Origin of the sequence: Maricaulis virginensis (genome assembly GCF_027922185.1) — a bacterium.
GTDB lineage: Bacteria > Pseudomonadota > Alphaproteobacteria > Caulobacterales > Maricaulaceae > Maricaulis > Maricaulis virginensis.
In genome coordinates, this window is record NZ_BSFE01000009.1 from 1 (window position 1) to 22,014 (window position 22,014).

At 57.7% G+C, this 22,014-nt stretch carries 17 protein-coding genes; 7 read left to right on the forward strand and 10 right to left on the reverse strand.

Features of this window, described 5'->3' with window-relative positions; translation table 11 throughout:
- Positions 1-71 precede the first annotated feature (71 nt).
- Positions 72-1,196, reverse strand: coding sequence for a hypothetical protein (locus PKE71_RS13770; RefSeq protein ID WP_271187567.1), 1,125 nt, complete (start codon positions 1,194-1,196; stop codon positions 72-74).
- Between the two features lie 114 nt (positions 1,197-1,310).
- Here PKE71_RS13770 and PKE71_RS13775 point away from each other — a divergent pair, with 114 nt between their 5' ends.
- From PKE71_RS13775 to PKE71_RS13800, 6 genes are read left to right on the forward strand one after another with little or no spacing between them, the layout of a single operon-like run.
- Positions 1,311-1,499 carry a hypothetical protein gene (locus PKE71_RS13775; protein WP_271187568.1) on the forward strand — a complete coding sequence of 63 codons (189 nt, stop codon included), beginning with the start codon at positions 1,311-1,313 and terminating at the stop codon, positions 1,497-1,499.
- A complete protein-coding gene (locus PKE71_RS13780; RefSeq protein ID WP_271187569.1) occupies positions 1,496-3,508 on the forward strand; it encodes a type I restriction-modification system subunit M in 2,013 nt (670 codons plus the stop codon). Before PKE71_RS13775 ends, PKE71_RS13780 begins: the two co-directional genes overlap by 4 nt.
- On the forward strand, positions 3,505-4,842 hold the full coding sequence (locus PKE71_RS13785; protein WP_271187570.1) for a restriction endonuclease subunit S: 1,338 nt from the start codon (positions 3,505-3,507) through the stop codon (positions 4,840-4,842). The genes PKE71_RS13780 and PKE71_RS13785 overlap by 4 nt, the downstream gene beginning before the upstream one ends.
- Positions 4,833-5,378 carry a hypothetical protein gene (locus PKE71_RS13790; RefSeq protein WP_271187571.1) on the forward strand — a complete coding sequence of 182 codons (546 nt, stop codon included), beginning with the start codon at positions 4,833-4,835 and terminating at the stop codon, positions 5,376-5,378. The genes PKE71_RS13785 and PKE71_RS13790 overlap by 10 nt, the downstream gene beginning before the upstream one ends.
- On the forward strand, positions 5,375-8,392 hold the full coding sequence (locus PKE71_RS13795) for a type I restriction endonuclease subunit R (protein WP_271187572.1): 3,018 nt from the start codon (positions 5,375-5,377) through the stop codon (positions 8,390-8,392). The genes PKE71_RS13790 and PKE71_RS13795 overlap by 4 nt, the downstream gene beginning before the upstream one ends.
- Positions 8,389-10,395 carry an ATP-binding protein gene (locus PKE71_RS13800; protein ID WP_271187573.1) on the forward strand — a complete coding sequence of 669 codons (2,007 nt, stop codon included), beginning with the start codon at positions 8,389-8,391 and terminating at the stop codon, positions 10,393-10,395. The genes PKE71_RS13795 and PKE71_RS13800 overlap by 4 nt, the downstream gene beginning before the upstream one ends.
- Positions 10,396-10,465: 70 nt before the next feature.
- Here PKE71_RS13800 and PKE71_RS13805 read toward each other — a convergent pair whose 3' ends face one another.
- The 4 genes from PKE71_RS13805 to PKE71_RS13820 all read right to left on the reverse strand — a co-directional run bounded on the left by PKE71_RS13805 (position 10,466) and on the right by PKE71_RS13820 (position 16,720).
- On the reverse strand, positions 10,466-11,731 hold the full coding sequence (locus tag PKE71_RS13805; RefSeq protein WP_271187574.1) for a relaxase/mobilization nuclease domain-containing protein: 1,266 nt from the start codon (positions 11,729-11,731) through the stop codon (positions 10,466-10,468).
- A complete protein-coding gene (locus PKE71_RS13810; RefSeq protein WP_271187575.1) occupies positions 11,728-12,171 on the reverse strand; it encodes a hypothetical protein in 444 nt (147 codons plus the stop codon). Before PKE71_RS13810 ends, PKE71_RS13805 begins: the two co-directional genes overlap by 4 nt.
- 591 nt (positions 12,172-12,762) lie before the next feature.
- Positions 12,763-15,723: a TonB-dependent receptor gene (locus PKE71_RS13815; RefSeq protein ID WP_271187576.1), complete on the reverse strand. Its 2,961-nt coding sequence runs from the start codon at positions 15,721-15,723 to the stop codon at positions 12,763-12,765.
- A gap of 190 nt (positions 15,724-15,913) precedes the next feature.
- Positions 15,914-16,720: a LytR/AlgR family response regulator transcription factor gene (locus PKE71_RS13820; RefSeq protein ID WP_271187577.1), complete on the reverse strand. Its 807-nt coding sequence runs from the start codon at positions 16,718-16,720 to the stop codon at positions 15,914-15,916.
- Between the two features lie 388 nt (positions 16,721-17,108).
- Here PKE71_RS13820 and PKE71_RS13825 point away from each other — a divergent pair, with 388 nt between their 5' ends.
- The gene (locus PKE71_RS13825) at positions 17,109-17,912 is read left to right on the forward strand and encodes a LytR/AlgR family response regulator transcription factor (RefSeq protein WP_271187578.1); all 804 of its coding nucleotides are present in this window, start codon (positions 17,109-17,111) and stop codon (positions 17,910-17,912) included.
- An 8-nt stretch (positions 17,913-17,920) separates the two neighbouring features.
- On the opposite strand, the gene PKE71_RS13830 is transcribed toward PKE71_RS13825, so the two are convergent.
- The 5 genes from PKE71_RS13830 to PKE71_RS13850 form a co-directional block, all read right to left on the reverse strand.
- Positions 17,921-18,397 carry a hypothetical protein gene (locus PKE71_RS13830; protein WP_271187579.1) on the reverse strand — a complete coding sequence of 159 codons (477 nt, stop codon included), beginning with the start codon at positions 18,395-18,397 and terminating at the stop codon, positions 17,921-17,923.
- Positions 18,398-18,407: 10 nt separating this feature from the next.
- On the reverse strand, positions 18,408-18,866 hold the full coding sequence (locus PKE71_RS13835) for a hypothetical protein (protein WP_271187580.1): 459 nt from the start codon (positions 18,864-18,866) through the stop codon (positions 18,408-18,410).
- Positions 18,867-19,073: 207 nt separating this feature from the next.
- Complete coding sequence (gene cydX, locus PKE71_RS13840) at positions 19,074-19,196, reverse strand: cytochrome bd-I oxidase subunit CydX (protein ID WP_271187581.1); 123 nt, start codon at positions 19,194-19,196, stop codon at positions 19,074-19,076.
- 17 nt (positions 19,197-19,213) lie between these two features.
- The gene (cydB, locus tag PKE71_RS13845; RefSeq protein ID WP_271187582.1) at positions 19,214-20,359 is read right to left on the reverse strand and encodes a cytochrome d ubiquinol oxidase subunit II; all 1,146 of its coding nucleotides are present in this window, start codon (positions 20,357-20,359) and stop codon (positions 19,214-19,216) included.
- 12 nt (positions 20,360-20,371) lie between these two features.
- Positions 20,372-21,961, reverse strand: a complete 1,590-nt coding sequence (locus tag PKE71_RS13850; RefSeq protein WP_271187583.1) for a cytochrome ubiquinol oxidase subunit I — start codon at positions 21,959-21,961, stop codon at positions 20,372-20,374.
- Positions 21,962-22,014: the final 53 nt, after the last annotated feature.

Consider the following 22,014-nt stretch of genomic DNA (forward strand, 5'->3'; position numbering starts at 1 on the left):
CGCAACGCGCTACGAAAAACACGCCGATAACTACCTTGCCCTCGTCAAACTCGCCGCTATCCAGATATGGCTCAGAAATTATGAGTCTGTGTCCTAGGCAACAATGCCCCTTTCATCCCTATGATGCCTAGCTCTAATTCTCGGAAATTCTCGGCCCCGTGGGCGTCGAAAAATTTACCCATCGCTCGGATTTGGGAGCGCCAGTACTTCAATGTTGGGCCAATGCGCACAAAGAGCTCTCCATTATGAGGTGTTAGAGCGCCACCATGCAGCGTCCAGAATTCTCCAGTTTCATCAAACCACATAGAGAGATTGTGAACGAGGTGTTTTCCATCAGCGTTTTGGCCTGCATACCAAACCCGCACGAAGCCTTCTTCACAGATCCCAAAACTGCCTGAAGCGCCGGCGTCGGTTGCTGGCCAAGCTTCTTGATCCTTTGGTAGAGAATGATGAACTGCAACTGCAGGCACTACGTTTTTCCAACCGCTAGGAATGTACCGTAAATACGCCCGCGGCTGATCGGGAATTTCAATCTCTTCCTCTCCGCCGAATGCTCCACCCTGAAAAACAAGATTGCCCTGATAGCTAGACCATATCGACGGGTTCTCTTTTGCCGCGGCAACTTTTTTAAATTCCGTATCCTTCGAAATTTCCTCTAGCGCCACGCCGAGATTACTTTTCAGCGCTGCCGTGAGAGCTTTAATAAGATCGCGTTTTGCTGAAGTACGGTCCTTGGCGCTAGCATCGTTGGCAAGCGTGTAAGTCAGAACGCGCCGATGGCGGATGTCGAATGGCAGATCGTCCGGCTTGAATCCTGAAGCCAAATTCAGAATTGGTATGAGCCTTTCGTACCCTGTTGCGCTCAAGGCCCAGCCCAATTCAATCATTACATTCGGATTTGGTAGCGGCTTCACACTTTTATCTTCGCCATCGCAAGAACTGTTCGAGACCCCGATGGGGGTTACATCTGCTACGAAGACGGCGGCTTCAGATATCTTGCGGAATATCGTAGCGACGATATCTGCCATGCCAGCTTCATTCTTGGTGTCATGATCCAGCTCAGCGCGATCTGCATCTTCCAGACCCAACTCTTCACTGACACTATCAACTGCCTGCTTTAGGGCGTCTCTAATAAAATGCCTGTTTGACTTAGGGCTGTAATCGTTCTGCCATGACCAAAATACTTTCATACTCACCTACCAGGAAGCCTTCTTGCTTTCGGAAATATTGTATCGGATTCAACGCACTGAGCGCCACAATAAGTTGCATTTATTCTTCACAAACGTGGTCACAATGGATACACTCGAAAAATGTCGGGCAAAGATTCCGGTTTCCGTATCCGCGTTGAGCGAGACCTCCGTGAAAAATTCATAGAAGTCTGTCGTGCGCAGGATCGCCCAGCGGCGCAAGTCCTTCGGGACTATATGCGGGCCTATATCCGGAATCACGACATAGCGAACGAACGACCGAAATTGCGGACAAATGAGGAGAAGCCGTGAGCGACATAAAGAGTTTAAGTGGATTTGTATGGTCTATCGCCGAAATTCTGCGCGGCGACTTCAAGCAATCCGAATACGGTAAAGTCGTTCTGCCCTTCGTGGTTCTGCGTCGCCTCGACTGTCTTCTCGCAGGTAGCAAGATAGCCGTCCTCGACGCCGCGAACTCGCTTCCCGAAGGTGCCGATGACGCCACACGCGACATGATCCTCTTCGGCGCGGTTGGTGGCAATGTGAAGGTGTACAACCTTTCGCGTTTCACCTTTGATACCCTCAAGGGCCAGGAACCCGGCCAGCTTCACCAGAACCTGATCGACTACCTCACACAGTTCTCGCCCAACGTCCGCGACATCTTCCTCGACAAATTCCGATTCACCGATCAGCTCAAGCGCCTGAAAGACGGCGGTATCCTCTGGAACGTATTCGAGCGCTTTTGCGAGGTTGATCTTCACCCTGACAGCGTGTCGAGCCTTGAAATGGGTTACCTCTTCGAGGACCTGATCCGCCGTTTCTCAGAGATATCAAACGAGACTGCAGGGGAGCATTTCACTCCGCGCGAGGTCATCAAGCTTATCGTTGATCTTCTTATTGCGAATGACGACGCCAAACTCACGGGTCGCGGGATAATCCGCCAGGTTTACGACCCGGCGTGCGGGACGGGTGGCATGCTCGCGCTGACGGAAGGGGCTCTGAAAGAATTTAACCCCTCAATCCGCGTCGAGTTATTCGGCCAAGAGCTGAACGACGAATCTTTCGGTATCTGTAAATCCGATATGCTGGTCACGGGCCATGACCCGGAGCAGATCGCCTTCGGCAACACACTTACGCAGGACGCCCACGCAAATAAGAAATTCCACTACATGCTGTCCAATCCGCCCTATGGCGTGGACTGGAAGAAATATCAGGACCCGATAAAATCTGAAGCCGAGAATATGGGCTCCGAGGGCCGTTTTGGCGCGGGTACACCACGCATTTCCGACGGTCAGCTTCTCTTCCTTCAGCACATGATCTCGAAAATGCGCGATGACGAGGACGGCTCGCGCATAGGTATCGTCATGAATGGCTCGCCGCTCTTCACGGGCGGCGCGCAATCGGGTGAGAGTGAAATCCGCCGCTGGATGCTCGAAAATGATTGGGTTGAGGCGATCGTCGCTCTACCCACTGATCTTTTCTACAACACCGGCATTCAGACCTATGTCTGGCTTCTCACCAACCGGAAGCCCGCCAGCCGTCGCGGTAAGGTGCAATTGATCGACGCCAGCGGCGAGCGCTTCTGGAATTCGATGCGCAAATCTCTGGGCTCCAAGCGCCGTGAAATCCCGGACGAGGCCCGCGCAGAGATCGTCCGGCTATATGCCAACTTCCTGAATGGCGAGAGCGGCCAAGACGACGTTTCAAAAATCTTCGACACCACTGAATTCGGCTATCGCGAAATCCGGGTTGAGCGTCCCCTTCGCCTGAACTTCCAAGCGAGCGAGGAACGCTTCGCGCGGCTGCATGACGAAAAGGCATTTCAGAAGCTCAAAGATGCTGAGCAGCAAGCGGTGCTCGATGCCTTGGCCGGTCTTCCGGACCGCATCTTCACAAACCGCGATGTGTTCACCGATGAACTGACCGAGGCACTGGCCTCGCTCGACTTTAAGATTGGCGCGCCGCTGAAAAAGGCAATCCTGTCAGCCTTGTCCGAGCGCGATGAAAATTCCGATATCTGCACAGACAACAAGGGCAAGCCCGAACCCGACACAGACTTGCGCGACCATGAACTTGTGCCGTTGGGTGAGGATTGGCGGGAATATATGAAGCGCGAAGTGCTTCCCTTCGTACCCGATGCCTGGGTCGATGAAAGCTATACCGACGCCCGCGACAAGCAGGTTGGCCGCGTCGGCTATGAGATCAACTTTAACCGGTATTTCTATCGCTACGTCCCGCCGCGTCCGCTCGAAGAGATCGACGCCGAGCTGAGAGCACTTGAAGCTGAGATCGCCGGGCTCCTAAAGGAGGTGGCGGCGTGACAGATATTATGACGCTTCACGAGGCACCAAATTGGCAACTCTATCGGCTTGGACAGCTTTTCGACGAACGCAAAGAAAAGGTTAGCGATAAAGATTACCCGCCCCTTTCAGTGACGATGAATGGCATCGTCCCCCAGTTGGAAACCGCCGCGAAGAGCGACGACGGGGACAATCGTAAGCTCGTCAAAGTCGGCGACTACGTGATTAACAGCCGTTCCGACCGTAAGGGGTCTGGCGGAATTTCATCGCATGACGGATCAGTGTCACTGATCAGCATCGTTATTAAACCGAAAGGCGTTCATCCACGCTTCGCCCATCACCTTCTCCGCTCTACAGCTTTTCAGGAAGAGTTCTATCGATGGGGTCACGGAATCGTGGCCGACCTTTGGACAACGCGATACCCGGATATGAAGAATATCCGCCTGTATCTACCAGACCTCGACACCCAAAAAGCCATCGCAGATTTTCTCGACCGCGAGACTGCTCGCATTGACCAACTGATCGAGAAAAAGCAACGATTTCTTACTGTCCTCGATCAGAAATGGGCAGCGACAGTCACCTCCACAGTGACGAATGGATTGGGCTCTGATGTGCGGCTGAAGGACTCTGATTTATCATCGGTCGGAAAAGTTCCTGAGCATTGGACAGTGGCGCGACTTGGTCACATTGGGCGCTGCGCAAATGGGATCAACATTGGCGGCGATGCATTTGGTAGTGGCACGCCTTTCGTAAGCTATGGTGATGTCTACAAAAACGCAGAACTTCCAACTGAGGTCTCCGGATTGGTTCAGGCGACCTCAGAAGATCGATCTCGCTACTCAGTGAAAAAGGGCGATGTCTTTTTTACACGCACCTCAGAAACAGTTGAAGAAATAGGATTTTCGAGCGTCTGCACGCAAGATATGGAGGATGCCGTTTTCGCGGGGTTCTTAATCAGATTCAGGCCGTTCAAGAAAAAACTAGTTCCTCAGTTTTCGAAATATCTCTTTCGCAATCAGGCGCTGCGTTCGTTCTTTTCAAAAGAAATGATGATTGTCACGCGAGCCTCGCTTAGCCAAGGTTTGCTACAGAAGCTTCCAGTTCTTCTGCCTCCGCTAAAAGAGCAGGAAGAAATCGCATCGTATCTGCATCACGTTGAGGCAAAACATCTATCGATTTCTGACAAGACCCAGGAAAGCATAAATGGCTTGAAAGAGTTCCGCTCAGCCCTGATCACCGCCGCTGTCACGGGACAGATCGATGTGACGAGCTGGGGCAAGCAGGGGCAGACCGACCGCCGTCTTGATCAGATTGAAGAAGATATGGCTCTTCGGGAGGCGCGCGCATGCCAGTAAGAGACCCCTATCACCATCAGTTGTTCTGGGAAGGTGACAAAGAATTTCAGCGGGAAGACGAGTGGAGTTTCCCAAAATGCTTTGCATTTGGCGACATGGATGTTCTTGAAGAGCACAATCTTGGGGTCATTTCAGACAACTACTTTCGATGTGCAGAAGCCTTAATCGAGCATATTTACAGAGGCGATATTGAGGATTTTGTCGCGCAATTCCCAATCATTTATTTGTTTAGGCACGCCTTTGAAGTCAAGCTCAAGGAGATTATCAATACGCAAACAGGTAAGTCTGTCGAGCATGATCATAGCCTCCACGGGCTGATGAACAAGATTGAGGGACTAGAAACGTGGGCGCGCAAGCGACTGTTGGAGCTGCATGAAATCGACCCTCGTTCGACTATGCTTCGTTATGGCGGCATTGGAACAAAAGCTCGGAACTTCCTAGGCACGGATGCGCGGTTTTTCCACGAAGCGATGCGCGCGTTGCGCGACTACCTCTCCGCATTCGCGGCAGCCGAGGTAAGGAGGAGTGCCGCATGACTGAACACGCCGCCTCCAATGTTCATAAGGAAGATGTCCTCCAAGAACATTTGATCCAAAGTCTGATCCAGGGCCAAGGCTATGAGCGCCGTGTCGGATCGGAAAAAAGCCGTGCCTATGAAGGAGAAATTCATTTCGACAAGTCGCTTGCGATGGATCGCGAGCTTGTTGTCCGCTTCCTGAAGGAAACCCAGCCAGAATCTTGGGAAAAGTTGGAGCAGCACTACACTGCCTCTGCCGAAGATGTTCTGTTCAAACAACTCGACAAAGCTCTTAAAGATCGCGGGCTTCTCGACGTGCTGCGCCAAGGGATTAAGATCGTCCCCGGCATACCATTCACGCTTTGTTATTTCCGGCCTGCCAGCGGGCTGGAGCCCAAACGGATGGTGGAATACCAGGCAAACATCCTCAGTGTGATGGATGAAGTCGTTTATAGCCAGAAGAATGGCAACCGGCTCGACGTAGTGCTTTTCTTGAACGGCTTGCCCGTCGCATCGATTGAGGCCAAAAACCTTCTTACTGGAACAACTTTCAGGCACGCTGAGCGACAATACAGACAAGATCGTTCGCCGTCAGGCGAGCCCCTGCTCACCTTCAAGCGCGGTGCGCTCGTTCACTTCGCGATTGACGAAGACAATGTGTCTATGACTACGCGCCTTCAAAATGGGAAGACGCGCTTTCTACCCTTCAATCGCGGGCGCGATGGTGGTGCCGGGAACCCGGATGTCGAGGGCGAGCACCGCATTGCCTATCTCTACAGTGATGGCGATTGGGGTTCGGCTATCTTCTCTCGTAGCGTTCTGATCGATGTGATCGGCCAGTTCATTACGCTTGAAGTCAGCGGCAAGAATGAAGTGATGATCTTTCCGCGCTTCCAGCAGCTCGATGCGGTGCGCAAGATCATGGCGCACGCCAAGACGTGTGGCGCAGGAAAGAATTATCTTGTCCAGCACTCTGCCGGTTCAGGAAAATCGAACACGATCGGCTGGCTTGCTCACCATGCGATCAATCTGCATGACCAGGATGACGCGCAGGTCTTTCATACCGCGATAATCGTAACCGACCGCGTGGTTCTCGACCGGCAACTTCAGGGGACGGTGGCTCAGTTTGAGCAGACACAGGGCGTTGTTAAAAAGATCGACGGCACATCACGCCAACTCAAAGACGCGATCGCCAAGGGCGCGCGTATTATCGTCACAACAATTCAGAAATTTTCGACCGATCACCTCAAGGCGCTATCCGGCCAGGGCAAACGAAACTTCGCCGTGATTATCGATGAGGCGCATTCAAGCCAGTCAGGAAAGAGCGCCCAGGCAATGACCGATGCGCTCACGCGTGAAGCGACTTCTAGCGACGACATCGAAGACCTCATCGCCGAGTATCAAAAAGCACGTGGTCCGCAATCCAACATCAGCTTCTTCGCCTTCACGGCAACGCCCCGTAATGTGACACTGGAGCGCTTTGGGGTTCCTGGGCCGGACGGCTTGCCGCATCCGTTCCACCTCTACTCGATGCGCCAGGCGATTGAGGAAGGGTTCATTCTGGACGTTCTCCAGAACTACATGACATACAAAGCCTATTATCAGCTTGAAAAGACGATCGAAGATGATCCCGAGCTGAGTGGACGGCGCGGCCAGCGTAAAGTCGCTCGCTATGCGAACCTGCATGCTACCGCGATCGGGCAGAAGGTTGAGATTATCGTCGAGCACTACCGCCGCCACGTCATGGGCATGCTGAATGGTCAGGCGAAGGCGATGATCGTAACGCAGAGCCGCGAACACGCGCTCAAATACTATTTTGGCGTCAAGAAATACATTCGGGAAAACGGCTACCAAGACCTGAAGGCGCTTGTTGCCTTTTCGGGTGAGCTTGAGTTGGACGGCCAGACCTACACCGAAGCCGACCTCAACGATTTTTCTGAGACCGAGCTTCCTGGACGTTTTGATGGCTTCAAGCCGGACGGTACGCCCTACCCAGAGAGCTATCAAATCCTGATCGTTGCCGAGAAATACCAGACTGGATTCGACCAGCCTAAGCTTTGCGCAATGTATGTGGATCGCAAGCTGGCTGGCCTTCAAGCTGTACAAACACTCGCGCGGCTTAACCGAACTCGCGCAGGCAAGGATCAGACGTTTATCCTCGATTTCCAGAACACGATTGAGGACATCCAAGAAGCCTTTAGGCCATTCTACGAGGCAACCACTGTCGAGGCGATCTCCGACCCGAACATGGTCTATGACTTAGAAGGTCGTCTCTACCGATTTGGATATCTCGACAAAGACGAAGTCGAACGGTTCGCTCAAACGTACTTCAAAGGACCTTTGAGCGGTGCTGATCGAGCGCTTCTTGAGGGGCTCGTTAAGCAGGCTGTGGCTCGCTTCGAAACAGATGACGACGAAGGTCGCCAGGAAGAGTTCAGACAGCTCCTAAGGAGCTACGGACGATTCTATGCCTTCATCGCTCAGGTGATGCGCTTAGAGGATACAGACCTAGAAAAGCTTTCTGCTTACGGCAACTGGCTCTCACGCCTATTGCCTAATCGTGAAGTGCCACCGGAGATCGAAATCACCGACGACATGGTCAGGCTCCAAGCCTTTAAGGTCGAGCAGAAAGAAGACGGTGATGCATCGCTTAGTGCTGGCGATACCCAGGCGCTAAAAGCCATCAGTGAGTTTGGGGCGAAGCCTTACACCGAGGACGAGAAGAAAGAATTGTCGGAGATCGTTAAAGCCTTCAACGATCGTCACGGAACAGAATTTTCGGAAGCAGACATGATCCGCTTTGAACAGGTCAACCGCGAGATCATGGATGACGATATGACGGAGATGCTCCGAAATAATCCACCAGATGTAGTCTATGCGGCTTTCCGTGATGCTTTCTTCCAGGGAGCCATCAGAATGTTTCAACGCGACAATGAAATGAAGAATATCGTGCTCACGGATGCGGAGGCACGAGACAAAGCGACGAGGCACTTCTTCAATCGAGCGATAAGGGAGGCAAGGGAAACAATATGACCTCTCTCCAAGGCGATATTGTCAATCGAGTAAAGCGCTTCCCAAAGCCATCACAAGCTGCGGAAGCGCTGCAACCGGTTTTTGAGGCAGTAAGCAATGCCCTTCATGCGATCGAGGACCAGCATGGAGAGAACTTTCAGGATAAAGGTCGAATTGTAGTAACCTTTGCCAATGTGAGCGACGCTGACAAAATAGAGATTACGGTTTCGGACAACGGCATCGGTCTAGATGGTGACCGCTTTGATGCCTTCTGCAAGACAGATACCCCCTTTAAATTTGATCGCGGCGGAAAAGGCGTAGGGCGGCTTTTGTGGCTAGATGCATTCAATGAAATTTCCGTAGTCAGCCATTTCGAAAACGACGGTCGCTTATATCGCCGGAGTTTCAAGTTTGGTCTCCGAGATACCGATCAAATCTATGAAGAGGAACTGACGGAGATTGGCTCTGGCTCGATCGAAGCCGGGACGGTAGTTAAGTTTTCGGGGCTTCGTGAAAGCGCATATCGGGGAAAATTTCCTGTTCAGCGCGCTACTATCGTGAAGCATTTCGGCTCCCATTTTTTTGCCGATTTCATTCTTGGTCGTTCCCCTAACATCGTCGTCGATATAGATGGTGAAAGCGCGGAGTTTCCTGAAGAAATAAAGAAGCTTCAGGTGGAAGATCGAGGTGTCGCAAGCCTCGAAACCGAAGAATTCGGTGAGCTCAATCTAGCAAGCTTTATCTGTCTTAAGCAGGCTAGCGCGAATTTCGATGGCCAACACCAACTTCATTTGGTTGCAAATGGCCGTACAGTTACTACGCGAAAGATTGATGGTCTAATTGGCATTGGGCGATTTGGCTCGGATTCTGACCAAGTATACCATGGTTGTATTTCTGGTGAATTCCTCGACGCCAGAGTCAATCAGGAGCGAACACAATTTAATTTTGATGAAAACATAGTCGATCAGATCGTCAAAGAATGCGCCGAACATGTTCGGACCAACGCTCTTCACGAAGAAATAGATCGTTTCGACTCTGAACGATTGGGCGGCCTGCGAGAATTTATCGGTGATTATCCTTCGTTTGGGTTTGAAGAAGCTGAGGCTCTTCTCACTCGAGTTCCGAAGAATGCTGTTAAGGACGAGCAATATGCACAGGCGCTAATCCCGATACGCATCAGACGGGACAAAGAACGTAATCAGAAGATTCAGTCCATAGTTTCGCAACTCGAAGCTGGAGAGGACGTTCCTGATAACTTCGCTGAAACCATACAATCTGCCGCGAATGAAGTCCGGGCAGAGGAGCAAAGGCAACTTACAGAATATGTTCTGAGAAGAAAAATCGTTCTTGACGTGATGCACGTTCTCATAAGGCGAATTCGTGATCGCGGGGATGACAAAACTGATTTCCACTTGGAAGAAACGCTTCACAAATTTATTTGTCCGATGCGAATGAGGGGCGATGATCCAAGCCGCGTTGAAAGTGCGGAACACGATCTGTGGGTGATAGATGAGCGCTTCACATTCACGAAGTATTTCTCATCGGACATGGAATTCAGAGACATCATCGATGAAGAAACCGGCCGTGAGCGTGCCGACCTACTTATTTATGACCGCCTTCACGGCCTGGGCGCAGAAGGAGAAGACCCGCTTCGCCGTATGATGCTCGTGGAGTTTAAGAAGCCAGGCCGAAAAGACTATTCTGAAAGATATTCCCCACTCAATCAGGTTAGCGAGTACATCTCTAAGCTGAAAAACAATGAAATCGAAGATTACCGCGGTAGTCGCATCAGGATTGCAGATGACTGTGTGTTTTACTGTTATGTTGTAGCGGATATCGTTGGCAAACTGGATATTCATACAAGTACATGGCGTACGACTTCGAATGGGCGAGGTAGAATTCAACCTCTTGAAGGGAAATTTCGTGGTGTAATTGAGATCGTCGAATGGGCCGATCTCCTCGATGATGCGCGTCTCCGCAATCTCGCTTTTCTGGATGCCGCTGGGCTTAATTTTAAAACCTAGCTGCGTACTAGGAGAGGTCATCTCTCAGGGAGCGTTTTGCGTTTTTGCCGAATTTCACAAGCTCGTTTGGCTACCGTTCCCTGTCCAGATTCCGCGATGATCGTGCTTTCCTGGAGCGTTGCAGATGCATGCGCATTTGCTCATATCTACGTTGATCATCAGTGAGAGCACGTTTCACGTCCGCCTGATGCTGATGCTGTTGTTTCTGCTCACGGTTCAATTCGTGGCGCTGCTCCAAATGCTCGAAGATAAGTGCATCCAATTCGGAACGGTCACGAACCTGGCACTGCCAAGCCTCTAGTTCATTTTGTTTTTTAAGCCGACGCGTCTCGCCCCTTAGCATGTCCCACATACCAGCGATTCCGGAGCGATAGCGGTCTTGCCGTCTTTGGGATTCGACAATCGTCCGCTTGCGATGACGTTCCTGTAGCGCTTTCCTTTCCGCGATTTGAGTGCGGACAAGCTCTTTGCGCTGCTTGTTTAGAGCCTCACGCTCCACTTTCGCCTTGGCGCGCCGTTCAGCTTCCAGGCGTTGCATCGCCGGTGTCATGGCCAATGCGATCTCGGCCTTAGCCGCCTCGACGCTCTTTAGAGCGGCAGAGGGTCCGACCTTTTCGCGAACGGCCTTCGTTTTGATGCCAAGCCACTTAGGCAGGGAATAAATTTCGCAGTCCCGATCGAGGACAACAAAACCACGTCGATCGCCTTTTGCGAGGGTGAACCCCCGTTCTCCAAGCGCTTGCAACAATGCCAACTTGGAATCAGAGATGGCCCAAGCATCTTGCAGCGCTGATTTGATCGCTCGTGGGTCCTTCCCAATGCGCCGAGCCTGTTGCCATTCGGCGAGCGAGAAGTTCTTCGGATCACGGGCGTCGCGATCAACGAGGCCGGAAGGCAACTCCCAACCATGTTCTCTGTAGATTTCACGGGATACGTCTCGCAGCTTTCGATGAGAATGAGAAAGCTGAATCGCTTTCATATTGATTGTGTCGATCCGGCTCCACACAGCATGAGCATGACGACGCCCATTCTTTTCGTGAAAAACGATGGCGCGAGGCTGGCCCTCCAGTCCAAGCTTTTTCTCGACCTTATCGATCGCGGCCTCAAACTCTGAAACTGCCACCAATTCCTTTTCGGGTGGATTCAGGCTCAGCGAAAACAAGAACTGTTTGCAACGCGTGCCCTTGCTGATCGCCTGTGCTTCACCAAAAGCGCCCAGCAGGTCATCGGCGACAAAGCCGCGAAGCTCATAAAGCTCCACGTGATCGTTCTCCTCTTTCATGAGGTGAACCGCCAGGTCTTTCGCGCCGCCGCGTTGATTGCCATTGAGGATCATGACGGCCCCCCAGTGCCCGTCCGAAGTGCCCTCATGAGTTCTTCGCGCATGGTCTGAATATCAGCGCATGCGCTTACCAGTTCAGCTTCAAGATCAGGCCCCAACGGCAGTGTTCCGTTGTTGATGCCTTTTGCAATCTGATTGAGATTGGAGGCGAGGCGTGAATTGCCCAAGATGCTCAACGCTCTTGCCAGAGCTATACGGTCAACAGTTGGCCTGCGTTGGCGTGACTTTCGCGGCTCTGCATCATCACCGAACAGGCGCTTTCTCATGTAAGCGCCGAGGGACATGCCATTGGCCATGTGTTCGAGCTTTGCGCGCTCTCCAACGGTCAAGCGCAGGGAGAATGGCGGTGCGGGCTTGGATTTGTCTTGTTGCGCCGCAGCAGTCTTGAAACGGGCGCTAACGCCCATCTTTGCTGCTTTCTCTAGGCCGCTCATAGGTGCGGCCCCTTTGGCTTCTCAGAGATAGCCTTGAAGTCTATCTCAGAGTGTTTGAGTTGGTGCTCCCAATCCTGTAATGTTTCAAATAGCGCGTTCGAAGAATTACCTTCAAGGCGCGCCATTTTTCTGATCTCACGACAGTTCGCTTCGCGAACGTCTCCGATGGGGCGGCCTGACCGGCCGGCGCGCGGTCGCGCTTGCGAACCCTTTGGGTTCGGAATGGCTCCTTCAAGGCGCGCCATCTCTTTCTTTGTTCCCGTTCCGCTCGACCCGAGCCTGTCGCCGATCCCGGCGTCGGGGTCGATGCTCACATGGAACGCGCTCAGGGCTGCGGGATATGGGCTCGATCTCGCCCGATCCGCCATCTCTTTCTTTGTTCCCGCTCCGCTCGACCCGAGCCTGTCGCCGATCCCGGCGTCGGGGTCGATGCTCACATGGAACGCGCTCGGGGCTGCGAGGAGCGCACCCGTCGGGTTCGGAAGCCTGCTTCTTTCCCCCGTTTGACCTGACCGAAAAAGAAACGGCGGGCGCATGGCCCGCCGTTTCCCAGCCCGGTGCCGCCGTCAGGACCGGCGGCATCCCCCCGGTCTAGAAGGTCCAGCTCAGTCCGAAGCGGACAGAACGCGGCGCCTGATAGGTCCGCGGCGCGCCATAGTTCGGATCCGGCACGTTGAGCGCCGTCTCGCCGATTTCGCGGATGTCGGTGACGCCCGAGCTGTCGAAGACATTGAAGATGTCCATACGCAACACGGGTTCGCCGCCCAGCGGCAGGTCCACCGGCCGGTAGATGAAGGCCAGATCGACATTATAGATCCAGTCGCTCTCCAGCTGGCTGCCGCGCGGGGTCGGCTGGCTGTTGCAGAAGAAGGACTCGGACTCGTAGGCCTGCGCGAAATCGTCCGTCGGGTGGAAGCCGATACAGCCGAAGCGCCGCGGCGAGGTCGCCTGCATTGCCGCACCGACGGAGAACTGGTCGGTGAAGGCATAATTCCCCCACAGCTTGATCTTGTGGGCGCGGTGGTTGGGCAGCAGGCCATCGGAATTGTCGGTCAGACCCGGCTGGTCGAAGGAGGTCGTGATCCCCGCATCGTCCTGGCCATTGTCCGACTTCACCGTCCCCTCGTAATTGCCCTCGCTGCGCGACAGCGTCCAGGACCCGTGCAGGTCCCAGCCATTATCGAAGGCCCGGTCGAAGGTCAGCGTCAGGGCTTCATAGGTCCGCGTCGGCGTGGGATAACCGAGATCCGCGGCGCTCAGGTCGACGGTCTCGTCCAGCTCGGGCAGGTAGACCCGCATGTCCTCGCCGGGGTTGGTCAGCACATACTGGTGGAAACCCGTCCAGACATCCTCGCAGGGCGTACCGCCCACCGTGATACCGTTGGCATTGCAGTAGGCGATGACGGCAGCATCGATCGCCACGTCTTCCAGCGTCACGCCGAGGTCGCGATAGGTGTAGCTGGCGCTGAAGTCCCACAGATCGTTCATCATCCAGCGCGCACCGATGATGAATTCATCCACATACATCGGATCGAGATACTGATCAGTCACCGCCCGCGTGTCCGGCACCGTCCCGTCACCGAACAGCTCTTCCAGGAACGGTCCGCCTTCGAGTTGCGGTACGTCGTTCGCGTCCAGCCCGGTGAACTGGTACCAGTCCTGGGTGAAGAGCTCGGCGCCCGCCATGCGGATATTCGTGTTGGTGGCGACAGGCAGGAAGTAGCGGCCATAGAAGCCGAACAGCTCCAGCGATCCGTCTCCGAAATAGTCGTAGGACACGCCCAGGCGCGGGGCCAGCTGGTCCTCGATCCGGGTGAAGGTGTCGCCACTGGCATTGCGATTGTCGAAGGTCTCGTTGCGCAGCCCGATATTGACGTTCAGCTGATCCGTGACCTGCCAGGAATCCTGGATGTAGAAGGCCGTCTGGATCGTCTCGAACGACCCGCCACGATCAAGCTGGCGAACGCGGACACATTCGCGCCCAGCCTGACCGCCCTGGGCTTCGCAGGACACAGGGTCATAAAGACGATAATAGACGCCGCCCGAGTAGAAGGAGCGGTCTTCGGCCGTCAGCGTCTCCCGGTCGACGCCGATGCGGATGTTGTGCTCTCCGAAGAAGTTCGCATAGATGTCGGCATCGGCCCGGATCAGTTCGCGCGTGTCATTGCCTTCGGCCGGGACGAGCTCACCCCAGTTGCCCAGCTGAATGACCGGGCCGCTGGTATCCCGGGCATCCAGGATCGCCGGATTGCCATCCGTGCTGCCCGCAATGGTCTGGTTGAACGTCTGGCGGCCAGCCGTCACGGACACGGTAAGCCAGTCGGTCATGGCACCGGAATAGCGCAGGATGTTGACATCCCCGCCTTCCAGGAAGTTGGTCTGGGCGACGGGCGTGCGGCTTTCGATTTCGGTCCGGTCTGCGTTGAAGGTGACATCGCTGGCCTCGCGCACCGTTGCACGATCGTCGGAAAAGCTCGTCCAGGCGAAGGTATGCCCCTCGAACAGATTCACATCGAGACGGAAGCCGAAGAAGGGGTCGTCCGTGCGATCGACTTCCTCGCGGCCGGCCTCGGTGATGTTGATCGCCTCGATCAGGCGCGGCGAATACAGGCCGTAGATGAAGACCCGGTCTTCAATGATCGGCCCGGAAACCCAGAAATCGCTCTCCAGCGTCATGCGCTGATCGAACTGGTTGGCCTGGGCATAGGTCGTCGGCGAATCCTCGCGAAGCTCGTCCGGCGAGTAGAAGATATTGAACCCGTAGTGCCATTCATTCGTGCCGGAGCGGGTCACGGCATTCACCACCCCGCCGGTCGAACGCCCGAACTCGGCCTGATAACCGCCGGACTTGATCTCGAGCTGGTCATACAGCTGGAAAGGCACGGCCGACGCACCGAGGAAGTTCCGGAAGTCGGTGATATTCATGCCGTCGACATAGAAGGCATTCTCGCCCGGCGAAGCCCCGGAGATCGAGGCGAAACCCGTGCTCAGCCCCTCCTCGAAATCATTGTCGCCGATCACCGTGCCTGGTGCGAGCAGGGTGAGCGACGTGACGTCACGGCCGATCGGCACCTGTTCGAACACCGCCTGGACATCAATGTCCAGCCCGGTCTCGGAGGCCTGGAACACATCGACCTGCACCGCCTGACCCGTCACGGTAATCACGTCCTCGGCCATCCCCGCCGGCAGGACAAACTCGTAGGCTGCCGACGAGCCCACCGAGACCCGGACACCATCATCGGACACAGTCTGGTAACCGGCCCCGGCGGCCGTCAGTGTGTAATTTCCAACCTCCAGGCGGCCGATGAAGAAGCGGCCATCGGCGCCGGTCGTGACGGTGCGCGTCGAGCCCCGGTCGCTGGACACGGCAGTGACGGTCGCGCCGGACACCGGATTGCCGGCCTCATCCAGAACCGTACCGCCAACACCCCCTGTTGTGTAGGACTGCGCCAGCACTGCCGGTGCAGTCATGACGGAGACCCCGGTCACGGCCGAAAGGGCGAGCCCGAAACAGGCAGTGGTGCCCAGAAGCGTTTTTTTGATCGCGTTCATATTATCCCCCGAGGCCGGTCGGGCCGGCACTCTTGTTTGCTGGTCGATGGCCAGCGGGCCGGGGTCCTTTCGGACATGCGGACGGGCGCTGGCGGGTCGATCCGACCAGTGCGGGTGAACACGTCTCAATCTGAATGGGTCGAACGGGAGCGGTGCGTTGCCGGCAACGGGCAAGGATGCGGATGGGAGGTCAGGCTGACGAAGCGGCCGCCGTGCTATTCAGAGCCGCCATCAGCGCCGCGCTTCCGGTCGCGCTGACGGGAAGAACCTGGCCGCTGCGAAGCCGGACCGATGCGATCCGCTCACGGCGCTGTTCGGTCGAAACGACATCCGAGGGACGCACGAAATGCGATCGGTGCACCTGGACGAAACCCTGTCCGTCGAGCATCTGCGCCATCTCGATCATGGTCGCACGGTGCAGCACTTCACGCCCTGAGCGGTCGACAAGGGCTACATAGTTGCCCTGTGCGGACACAATAACGATATCATCCAGTGCCACATAATCGGTGCGTCCGGCCGACCGTACGGCCAGGCGCGCCGTCCGGCCTCCCCGCGTCGTGTCGCCACTGCGCTGAACCAGGCCCTTCAGCTGGGCTCCGGCCAGATAGGCCATCCCCGTGAAGGTCGGCAGCATCAGCCAGAACAGGGAGGGTGTGGATGCCACGAGTGTCTGGGCCGGCACGCCTGTGTAGGCAGACAGAGCCAGCACCGTCCAGAAATAGTCCGCCATCGAGAATATCGCGACGACGCCGGCCGCTTCGACACAGCGGCGCCAGGCCGGACTGCCTGCAAGCGCGTGACGCAGTCCCACCAGCGCACCTGCGATGATCGCAGGCAGGGCAATCGCGGAAAACACGGATTGATGCCGGACGCCCAGCGCGAAGCTGGGCGGGGCGCCGTCGGACACGGCTTCCTGGTACTGCACGGCGACGAAGACAAGAACGAGAACCGCCCAGACGATGCAGCCGCCGGCGACAACGCGCAGCGTCCAGCGCATCGGGACACCCCTGCCATGTAGATCTGGAAACTGCGTCGCCACGCCGCGCCTCCCCACGCCTTCAACCGCCCTGAACACCCCGCAGAGCCTGTCATCCGGAGCATGACGGCGACCACGCGGGGGGCTTACATTTCTGTCACGTCGCATGCCCCGCACGTAGCAAGGGAGAGGCGCCGGCCCGCCCGCAATTGCGCCGAATTACGGCCACCTGTTGCGAGCGGCGTCGGATAACGACGAACGGCGGCGCCCGGGTTTAACCCGCCAGCGCCTGTGACGAACCCGGACACCCTGAAAGCCGTCACTTGCCCGGGATGGGCATATAGGCATGCCCGAAACAGCGCGGTAGCCAATCCATCACGTTATTCAGTGCGTTATGTGGAGGACTGCCATGCGCTGCCTCATCCTTGAATGCCGCGATCTGGCCCGGACACAATTGCAGCGGCAACTGGACCGTTTTGCGGACACCGTCTGTGTCGGCGCCCGTCCGGCCGCCGGCCAGGATGACCCCTGGCACGGCACATCGCCGGATATGGTGTTCCTTGGCAGCGACCAGCCAGGGCTCGAACGTCTTCTGTCGCGCCCGGCGGGCACCGGAGAGGACGGCCCGGTCATTGTGATGATGGGCGACCTGCCGATACACGCGCTGACCGCGTTCGAGCTGCAGGTGACCGACTTCCTGCTGCGGCCGGTGGAGACGCTGCGCCTCGAGGAATGTCTGCGCCGCGTACGCACCGAGCTGCAGCAACGACGCGACCTCGCGCGCGTTGCCATCCTCAGCGAGACATTGGCCGGGATCCGCCAGGGACACGCCACCGATGCGGGAGCGCCGGTCTACCGGGATTTCTGGATCCGCTGCCGCAATGAAACCGTGCGGGTGCCCCAGTCGCAGATCGTCTGGATCGAGGCCGCGCGCAGCTATGTCCATTTCAACCTGCGCAACCGGCAGCTCCTGCACCGGATCTCGCTGCGGGAGCTGGAGGAGCGGCTGGACCCGGCGGACTTCCTGCGCATTCACCGCTCGGCAATCGTCAATGTGCATCACATCGAACGCACCCATGCCGATCGCCACGGCACGCATTCGGTCGAGCTGGCCAATGGAGAAATGGTGCGCGTGGGACGCAAATACCGCCTGCAGCTGGCCGAGTTCATGGCGAGCGGCCGGGTACCGCCGCGTCAGGACGTGGCCGCCTGAAACCCGGCCTATCCGCCCGGCTCACCCCGGGATGACACGACCTCGACGCGGTAGCTGTCATGGCAGGCGATGCAGGTATACATCGCCGAAGCCGCCGCGGCCTGGGCCTCGGCGACCGGCGTCCGGTCGGGCAGAGCGGCAATCGCCGCCAGGTCCTCCCGCAGCACCTGCCCCATGCCCCGGAAACTGTCCGGCAGTCTGGCTCCCATTCCCGGCATCATGGGGCGTGGCGTGGCCATCTCCGCGGCGGCTTCCCGCAGCCGGTCGAGATCGCCCTCGCTGCCCGCCTCCATGATCGCCTGGCTGCCCGAAAGGAAGATGCGCATCGTCTCCACGATGTGCCTCTGCTCCTCCGCGGTCAGCCGGATCGGGGTTCTCGGATCGGCATCGTCCGGCACCCCTGTCTGGGCATGTCCGGACGTTGCGATTGCCATCCCGGCGGCCAGGATTGCCGAACCTGCCATGACGAAAAGCGTGGCGCGCATCCCTGCCCCCTCAGAAGGTGAAGAACCGCGTGCGCGGATCCGCCATGATGGCCGCGATCTCCGGCGGGGTCGCCACGCCGATTTCACGGCGCAGGTCTTCCGCGCTGTGGGTCGAGTTGGGCAGGTAGATCGCGCAGACCTGAACCGTCACGCCATCCTCGATCAGGGTTCCAAGCAGACTGTGCGGCGACATGTTCCGCGGCGCGAGCGGCCGGGTGGCGGCTTCCGGCGGCTCGGCCAGCGCGAGATCGCCGGCCTTGTCGCACAGGAGAACGCGCACCGGCACGCCCTGCTGGGCGCTGGCGCGTGTCAGGATCAGCGCCATGAGCTGGGTCTGCGGATCCTCGCGGGTCAGCACCGTCAGCACAGGCGCTGTCTCCGGTGACGGTGCCTGCCTTGTTTCCTGGGCCGGTGCCGGCGCTGCGGCGGCCGCCGCCAGGACCAGGCAGGACAATATGATCTGCTTCATTGCGACATCTCCTTGATGATGGCCGCGCTCGCGCGTCGCGCTACCGGCAAGCCCGCTGGGTCTTCCGGCAGCGCTGCCGGAGCCGCAAACCGGTCTGCACCGGTCTGACGGCCTCGCCGCCGAAGCCCTGATCACGATCTCCGGGCCAGCCGTGTGCCCCGGTCTCCCTGCAGCAGGTCGCGTGTCCGTCACCGCGACGCCTCTGTCTCATTCGGCGCATTCCAGGTCCTCGCAGTCTTCCGCATCCGGCGTAAATTCCAGCCAGAGCGCGTTGAGAATTCCAAAGCCGAGGGCGGCGGCAAGACCCAGTATCCAGGTAAAATACCACATGGTTCCAAGACCTCCGGTCAGTAGGAGCCGGGCGAGGTGGCCTGCTCGGACGTCACACGCCCCCACAGCACCTTGAACACCCAGCCGGTGTAGAGAAGGATCAGCGGCACGAAGATCACCGTCATGATCAGCATGAAGAACAGCGTGCCGTGGCTGGACGAGCTGTCCCACACGGTCAGGCTGGCGTCGGGATTGAGCGAGCTCGGCAGGATGAAGGGGAACATCGACACGCCGGCAGTGGCGACGACGCCGAAGACCGACATGGCCGACCCGGCCAGGCTCGCCGCATTACGCTTCTTGCCCAGGCTGACGGCAGCCAGGAAGGCCCCCGCCACGGCCATCAGCGGCGCCAGCACCATCCAGGGATAGCGCACGAAATTGTTGACCCAGGCGCCGGCCTCGACACTGACGGCCTTGCGCATCGGATTGGACGGGCCGTCGAGCAGGACGTCCGTCGTGATCGTGTAGCCGGGCAGCAGCGTGGCGGTCCAGATACCGGCAATGACGAACAGGCCGATGGTCAGCATGGCCGCGATCGATCCGAAGCGGGCCGCCCGGTCGCGTACCGGTCCCTTTTCGGCCTTCACCACGATCCAGGACGCACCGTGCATGACCAGCATGGCGACCGAGACCAGGCCGACGAGCAGGGCAAAGGGGTTGAGCAGGCCGAACAGGCCGCCTTCATAGGTGGCCCGCAGCATGCTGTCGAAGTCGAACGGGACACCGCGCAGCACATTCCCCACGGCGACCCCGAAGATCAGCGCCGGCACGAAGCCGCCGATGAAGAGCGCCCAGTCCCAGCTGCTGCGCCAGGCCGTGCTCTCCCGCTTGGAGCGGTATTTGAAACCGACCGGCCGCAGGATCAGCGCCGACAGCACCACGAACATGGCGAGATAGAAGCCGGAAAAGCTGACGGCATAGACATAGGGCCAGGCGGCAAAGATCGCGCCGCCGCCCAGGATGAGCCAGACTTGGTGGCCCTCCCACATCGGGCCGATCGTGTTGATCACGAGCCGGCGTTCGGCATCGGTCTTCGCGACGAAGGGCAGCAGGGTCGCAACACCGAGGTCGTAGCCATCGGTCAGGGCGAAGCCGATCAGGAGGACGCCCAGAAGGCCCCACCAGATGACGCGGAGCGTCGGATAGTCGAGAGGCAGTTCCATGATATGCGTCTCCTATCGGTCGTAGAGCGGTGCCGGCACGGCTTGGGGGAAGCCGCCGGACGCGGGCTGGTGTGTCATGGCCGGCTTTTCTGACGCCGGGCCCTTGCGGATCGCCCGGACCATCAGCGTCACCTCGATTACGGCGAGCGTGCCGTAGAGAAGGGTGAAGCCGACCATCGTCAGGATCACCTGGCTGGCGGACAGGCTGGACACACCCATGAAGGTCGGCAGCACGCCATCGATCACCCAGGGCTGGCGGCCGGTCTCGGCCAGCACCCAGCCCAGCTCTGCGGCAATCCAGGGCAGGGGAATGATCGCGACGGCCAGGCGCAGGAACCAGCGCGGGAAGGGCCGGCGCAGGCTCACCAGGTAGAAGGCCAGGGCAAAGACCGCGATGAAGAAGAAGCCGAGGCCCGCCATGATGCGGAAGGACCAGAAGGCCATGGCGACGTTGGGAACCGTATCCCAGGCGGCCTGCTGGATCTGGTCCGGCGTCGCCTCGCGCGGATCGTCGACATAGCGCATCAGCAAAAGGGCATAGCCCAGATCCTGCTTGGTCAGCTCGAACTGTTCGCGTGCCGCCACATTCTCCGGATCGGCATTGAGCCGCTGGACCGCATCATAGGCCGATATCCCGTTCTCGATCCGGTCCTGGGCGATGGCGACGAGCGGCAGGATGCCTTCGACATCGCCGTCGATGCTGCGCGTGGCAATCAGGCCCAGCAGCCAGGGCACCTGGATCTCGTAGCGGGTTTCCTGCGCCTCCTGGTCGGGCAGACCGACCAGTGTCAGCGGCGCCGGCGCCTCCTCGGTGTGCCACATGCCCTCGAGGGCCGCGAGTTTCATGCGCTGGTGATCGGTCAGCGTATAGCCGCTCTCATCGCCCAGAACGACAACCGACAGGGCCGAGGCCAGGCCGAAGGACGCCGCGACCGCGACCGACCGCTTGGCCAGTCCGCGATGACGCCCCTTCAGGAGGTAGAAGGCCGAGATGCCGAGCACGAAAACCGAGGCGGTCACATAGCCCGCCGACACCGTGTGCACGAATTTGGCCTGGGCGACCGGGTTGAAGAGCACCTCCATGAAGTTGGTGATCTCCATGCGCATCGTGTCCGGATTGAATTCCGACCCGACGGGCGCCTGCATCCAGCCGTTTGCGATCAGGATCCACAGGGCCGAGAGGTTCGAGCCCAGGGCGACCAGGCCCGTGACGAGCCAGTGGACCGGACGCGACAGCTTGTCCCAGCCGAAGAACATCAGGCCGACAAAGGTCGCTTCCAGGAAGAAGGCCATCAGGCCCTCGATCGCGAGCGGAGCTCCGAAAATGTCGCCGACATAGTGCGAGTAGTAGGACCAGTTCGTGCCGAACTGGAATTCCATGGTGATCCCGGTCGCAACCCCGAGCACGAAGTTGATCCCGAACAGGTTCATCCAGAATTTTGTGATGTCTTTCCAGACCTGCTTGCCGGTCAGGACGTAGGCGCCTTCCATGATCACCAGGATCATCGAAAGGCCGAGGGTCAGGGGTACGAACAGGAAGTGGTACATCGCCGTGAGCGCGAACTGCCATCGCGAAAGGTCCGCGACCAGTAAGTGTTCCATGGTTGAACTCCGGTTCCGACGCGTTAACTTGCACTTGAAATACAAGTTTTATA

Excerpts from the sequence above, each read along its gene's own strand:
- PKE71_RS13775 (WP_271187568.1), top strand. The coding sequence starts at position 1,311 with ATGTCGGGCAAAGATTCCGGTTTCCGTATCCGCGTTGAGCGAGACCTC.
- PKE71_RS13790 (WP_271187571.1), top strand. The coding sequence starts at position 4,833 with ATGCCAGTAAGAGACCCCTATCACCATCAGTTGTTCTGGGAAGGTGAC.
- PKE71_RS13795 (WP_271187572.1), top strand. The coding sequence starts at position 5,375 with ATGACTGAACACGCCGCCTCCAATGTTCATAAGGAAGATGTCCTCCAA.
- PKE71_RS13800 (WP_271187573.1), top strand. The coding sequence starts at position 8,389 with ATGACCTCTCTCCAAGGCGATATTGTCAATCGAGTAAAGCGCTTCCCA.
- PKE71_RS13805 (WP_271187574.1), bottom strand. The coding sequence starts at position 11,731 with ATGATCCTCAATGGCAATCAACGCGGCGGCGCGAAAGACCTGGCGGTT.
- PKE71_RS13810 (WP_271187575.1), bottom strand. The coding sequence starts at position 12,171 with ATGAGCGGCCTAGAGAAAGCAGCAAAGATGGGCGTTAGCGCCCGTTTC.
- PKE71_RS13815 (WP_271187576.1), bottom strand. The coding sequence starts at position 15,723 with ATGAACGCGATCAAAAAAACGCTTCTGGGCACCACTGCCTGTTTCGGG.
- PKE71_RS13820 (WP_271187577.1), bottom strand. The coding sequence starts at position 16,720 with ATGCGCTGGACGCTGCGCGTTGTCGCCGGCGGCTGCATCGTCTGGGCG.
- PKE71_RS13825 (WP_271187578.1), top strand. The coding sequence starts at position 17,109 with ATGCGCTGCCTCATCCTTGAATGCCGCGATCTGGCCCGGACACAATTG.
- PKE71_RS13830 (WP_271187579.1), bottom strand. The coding sequence starts at position 18,397 with ATGCGCGCCACGCTTTTCGTCATGGCAGGTTCGGCAATCCTGGCCGCC.
- PKE71_RS13835 (WP_271187580.1), bottom strand. The coding sequence starts at position 18,866 with ATGAAGCAGATCATATTGTCCTGCCTGGTCCTGGCGGCGGCCGCCGCA.
- cydX (WP_271187581.1), bottom strand. The coding sequence starts at position 19,196 with ATGTGGTATTTTACCTGGATACTGGGTCTTGCCGCCGCCCTCGGCTTT.
- cydB (WP_271187582.1), bottom strand. The coding sequence starts at position 20,359 with ATGGAACTGCCTCTCGACTATCCGACGCTCCGCGTCATCTGGTGGGGC.
- PKE71_RS13850 (WP_271187583.1), bottom strand. The coding sequence starts at position 21,961 with ATGGAACACTTACTGGTCGCGGACCTTTCGCGATGGCAGTTCGCGCTC.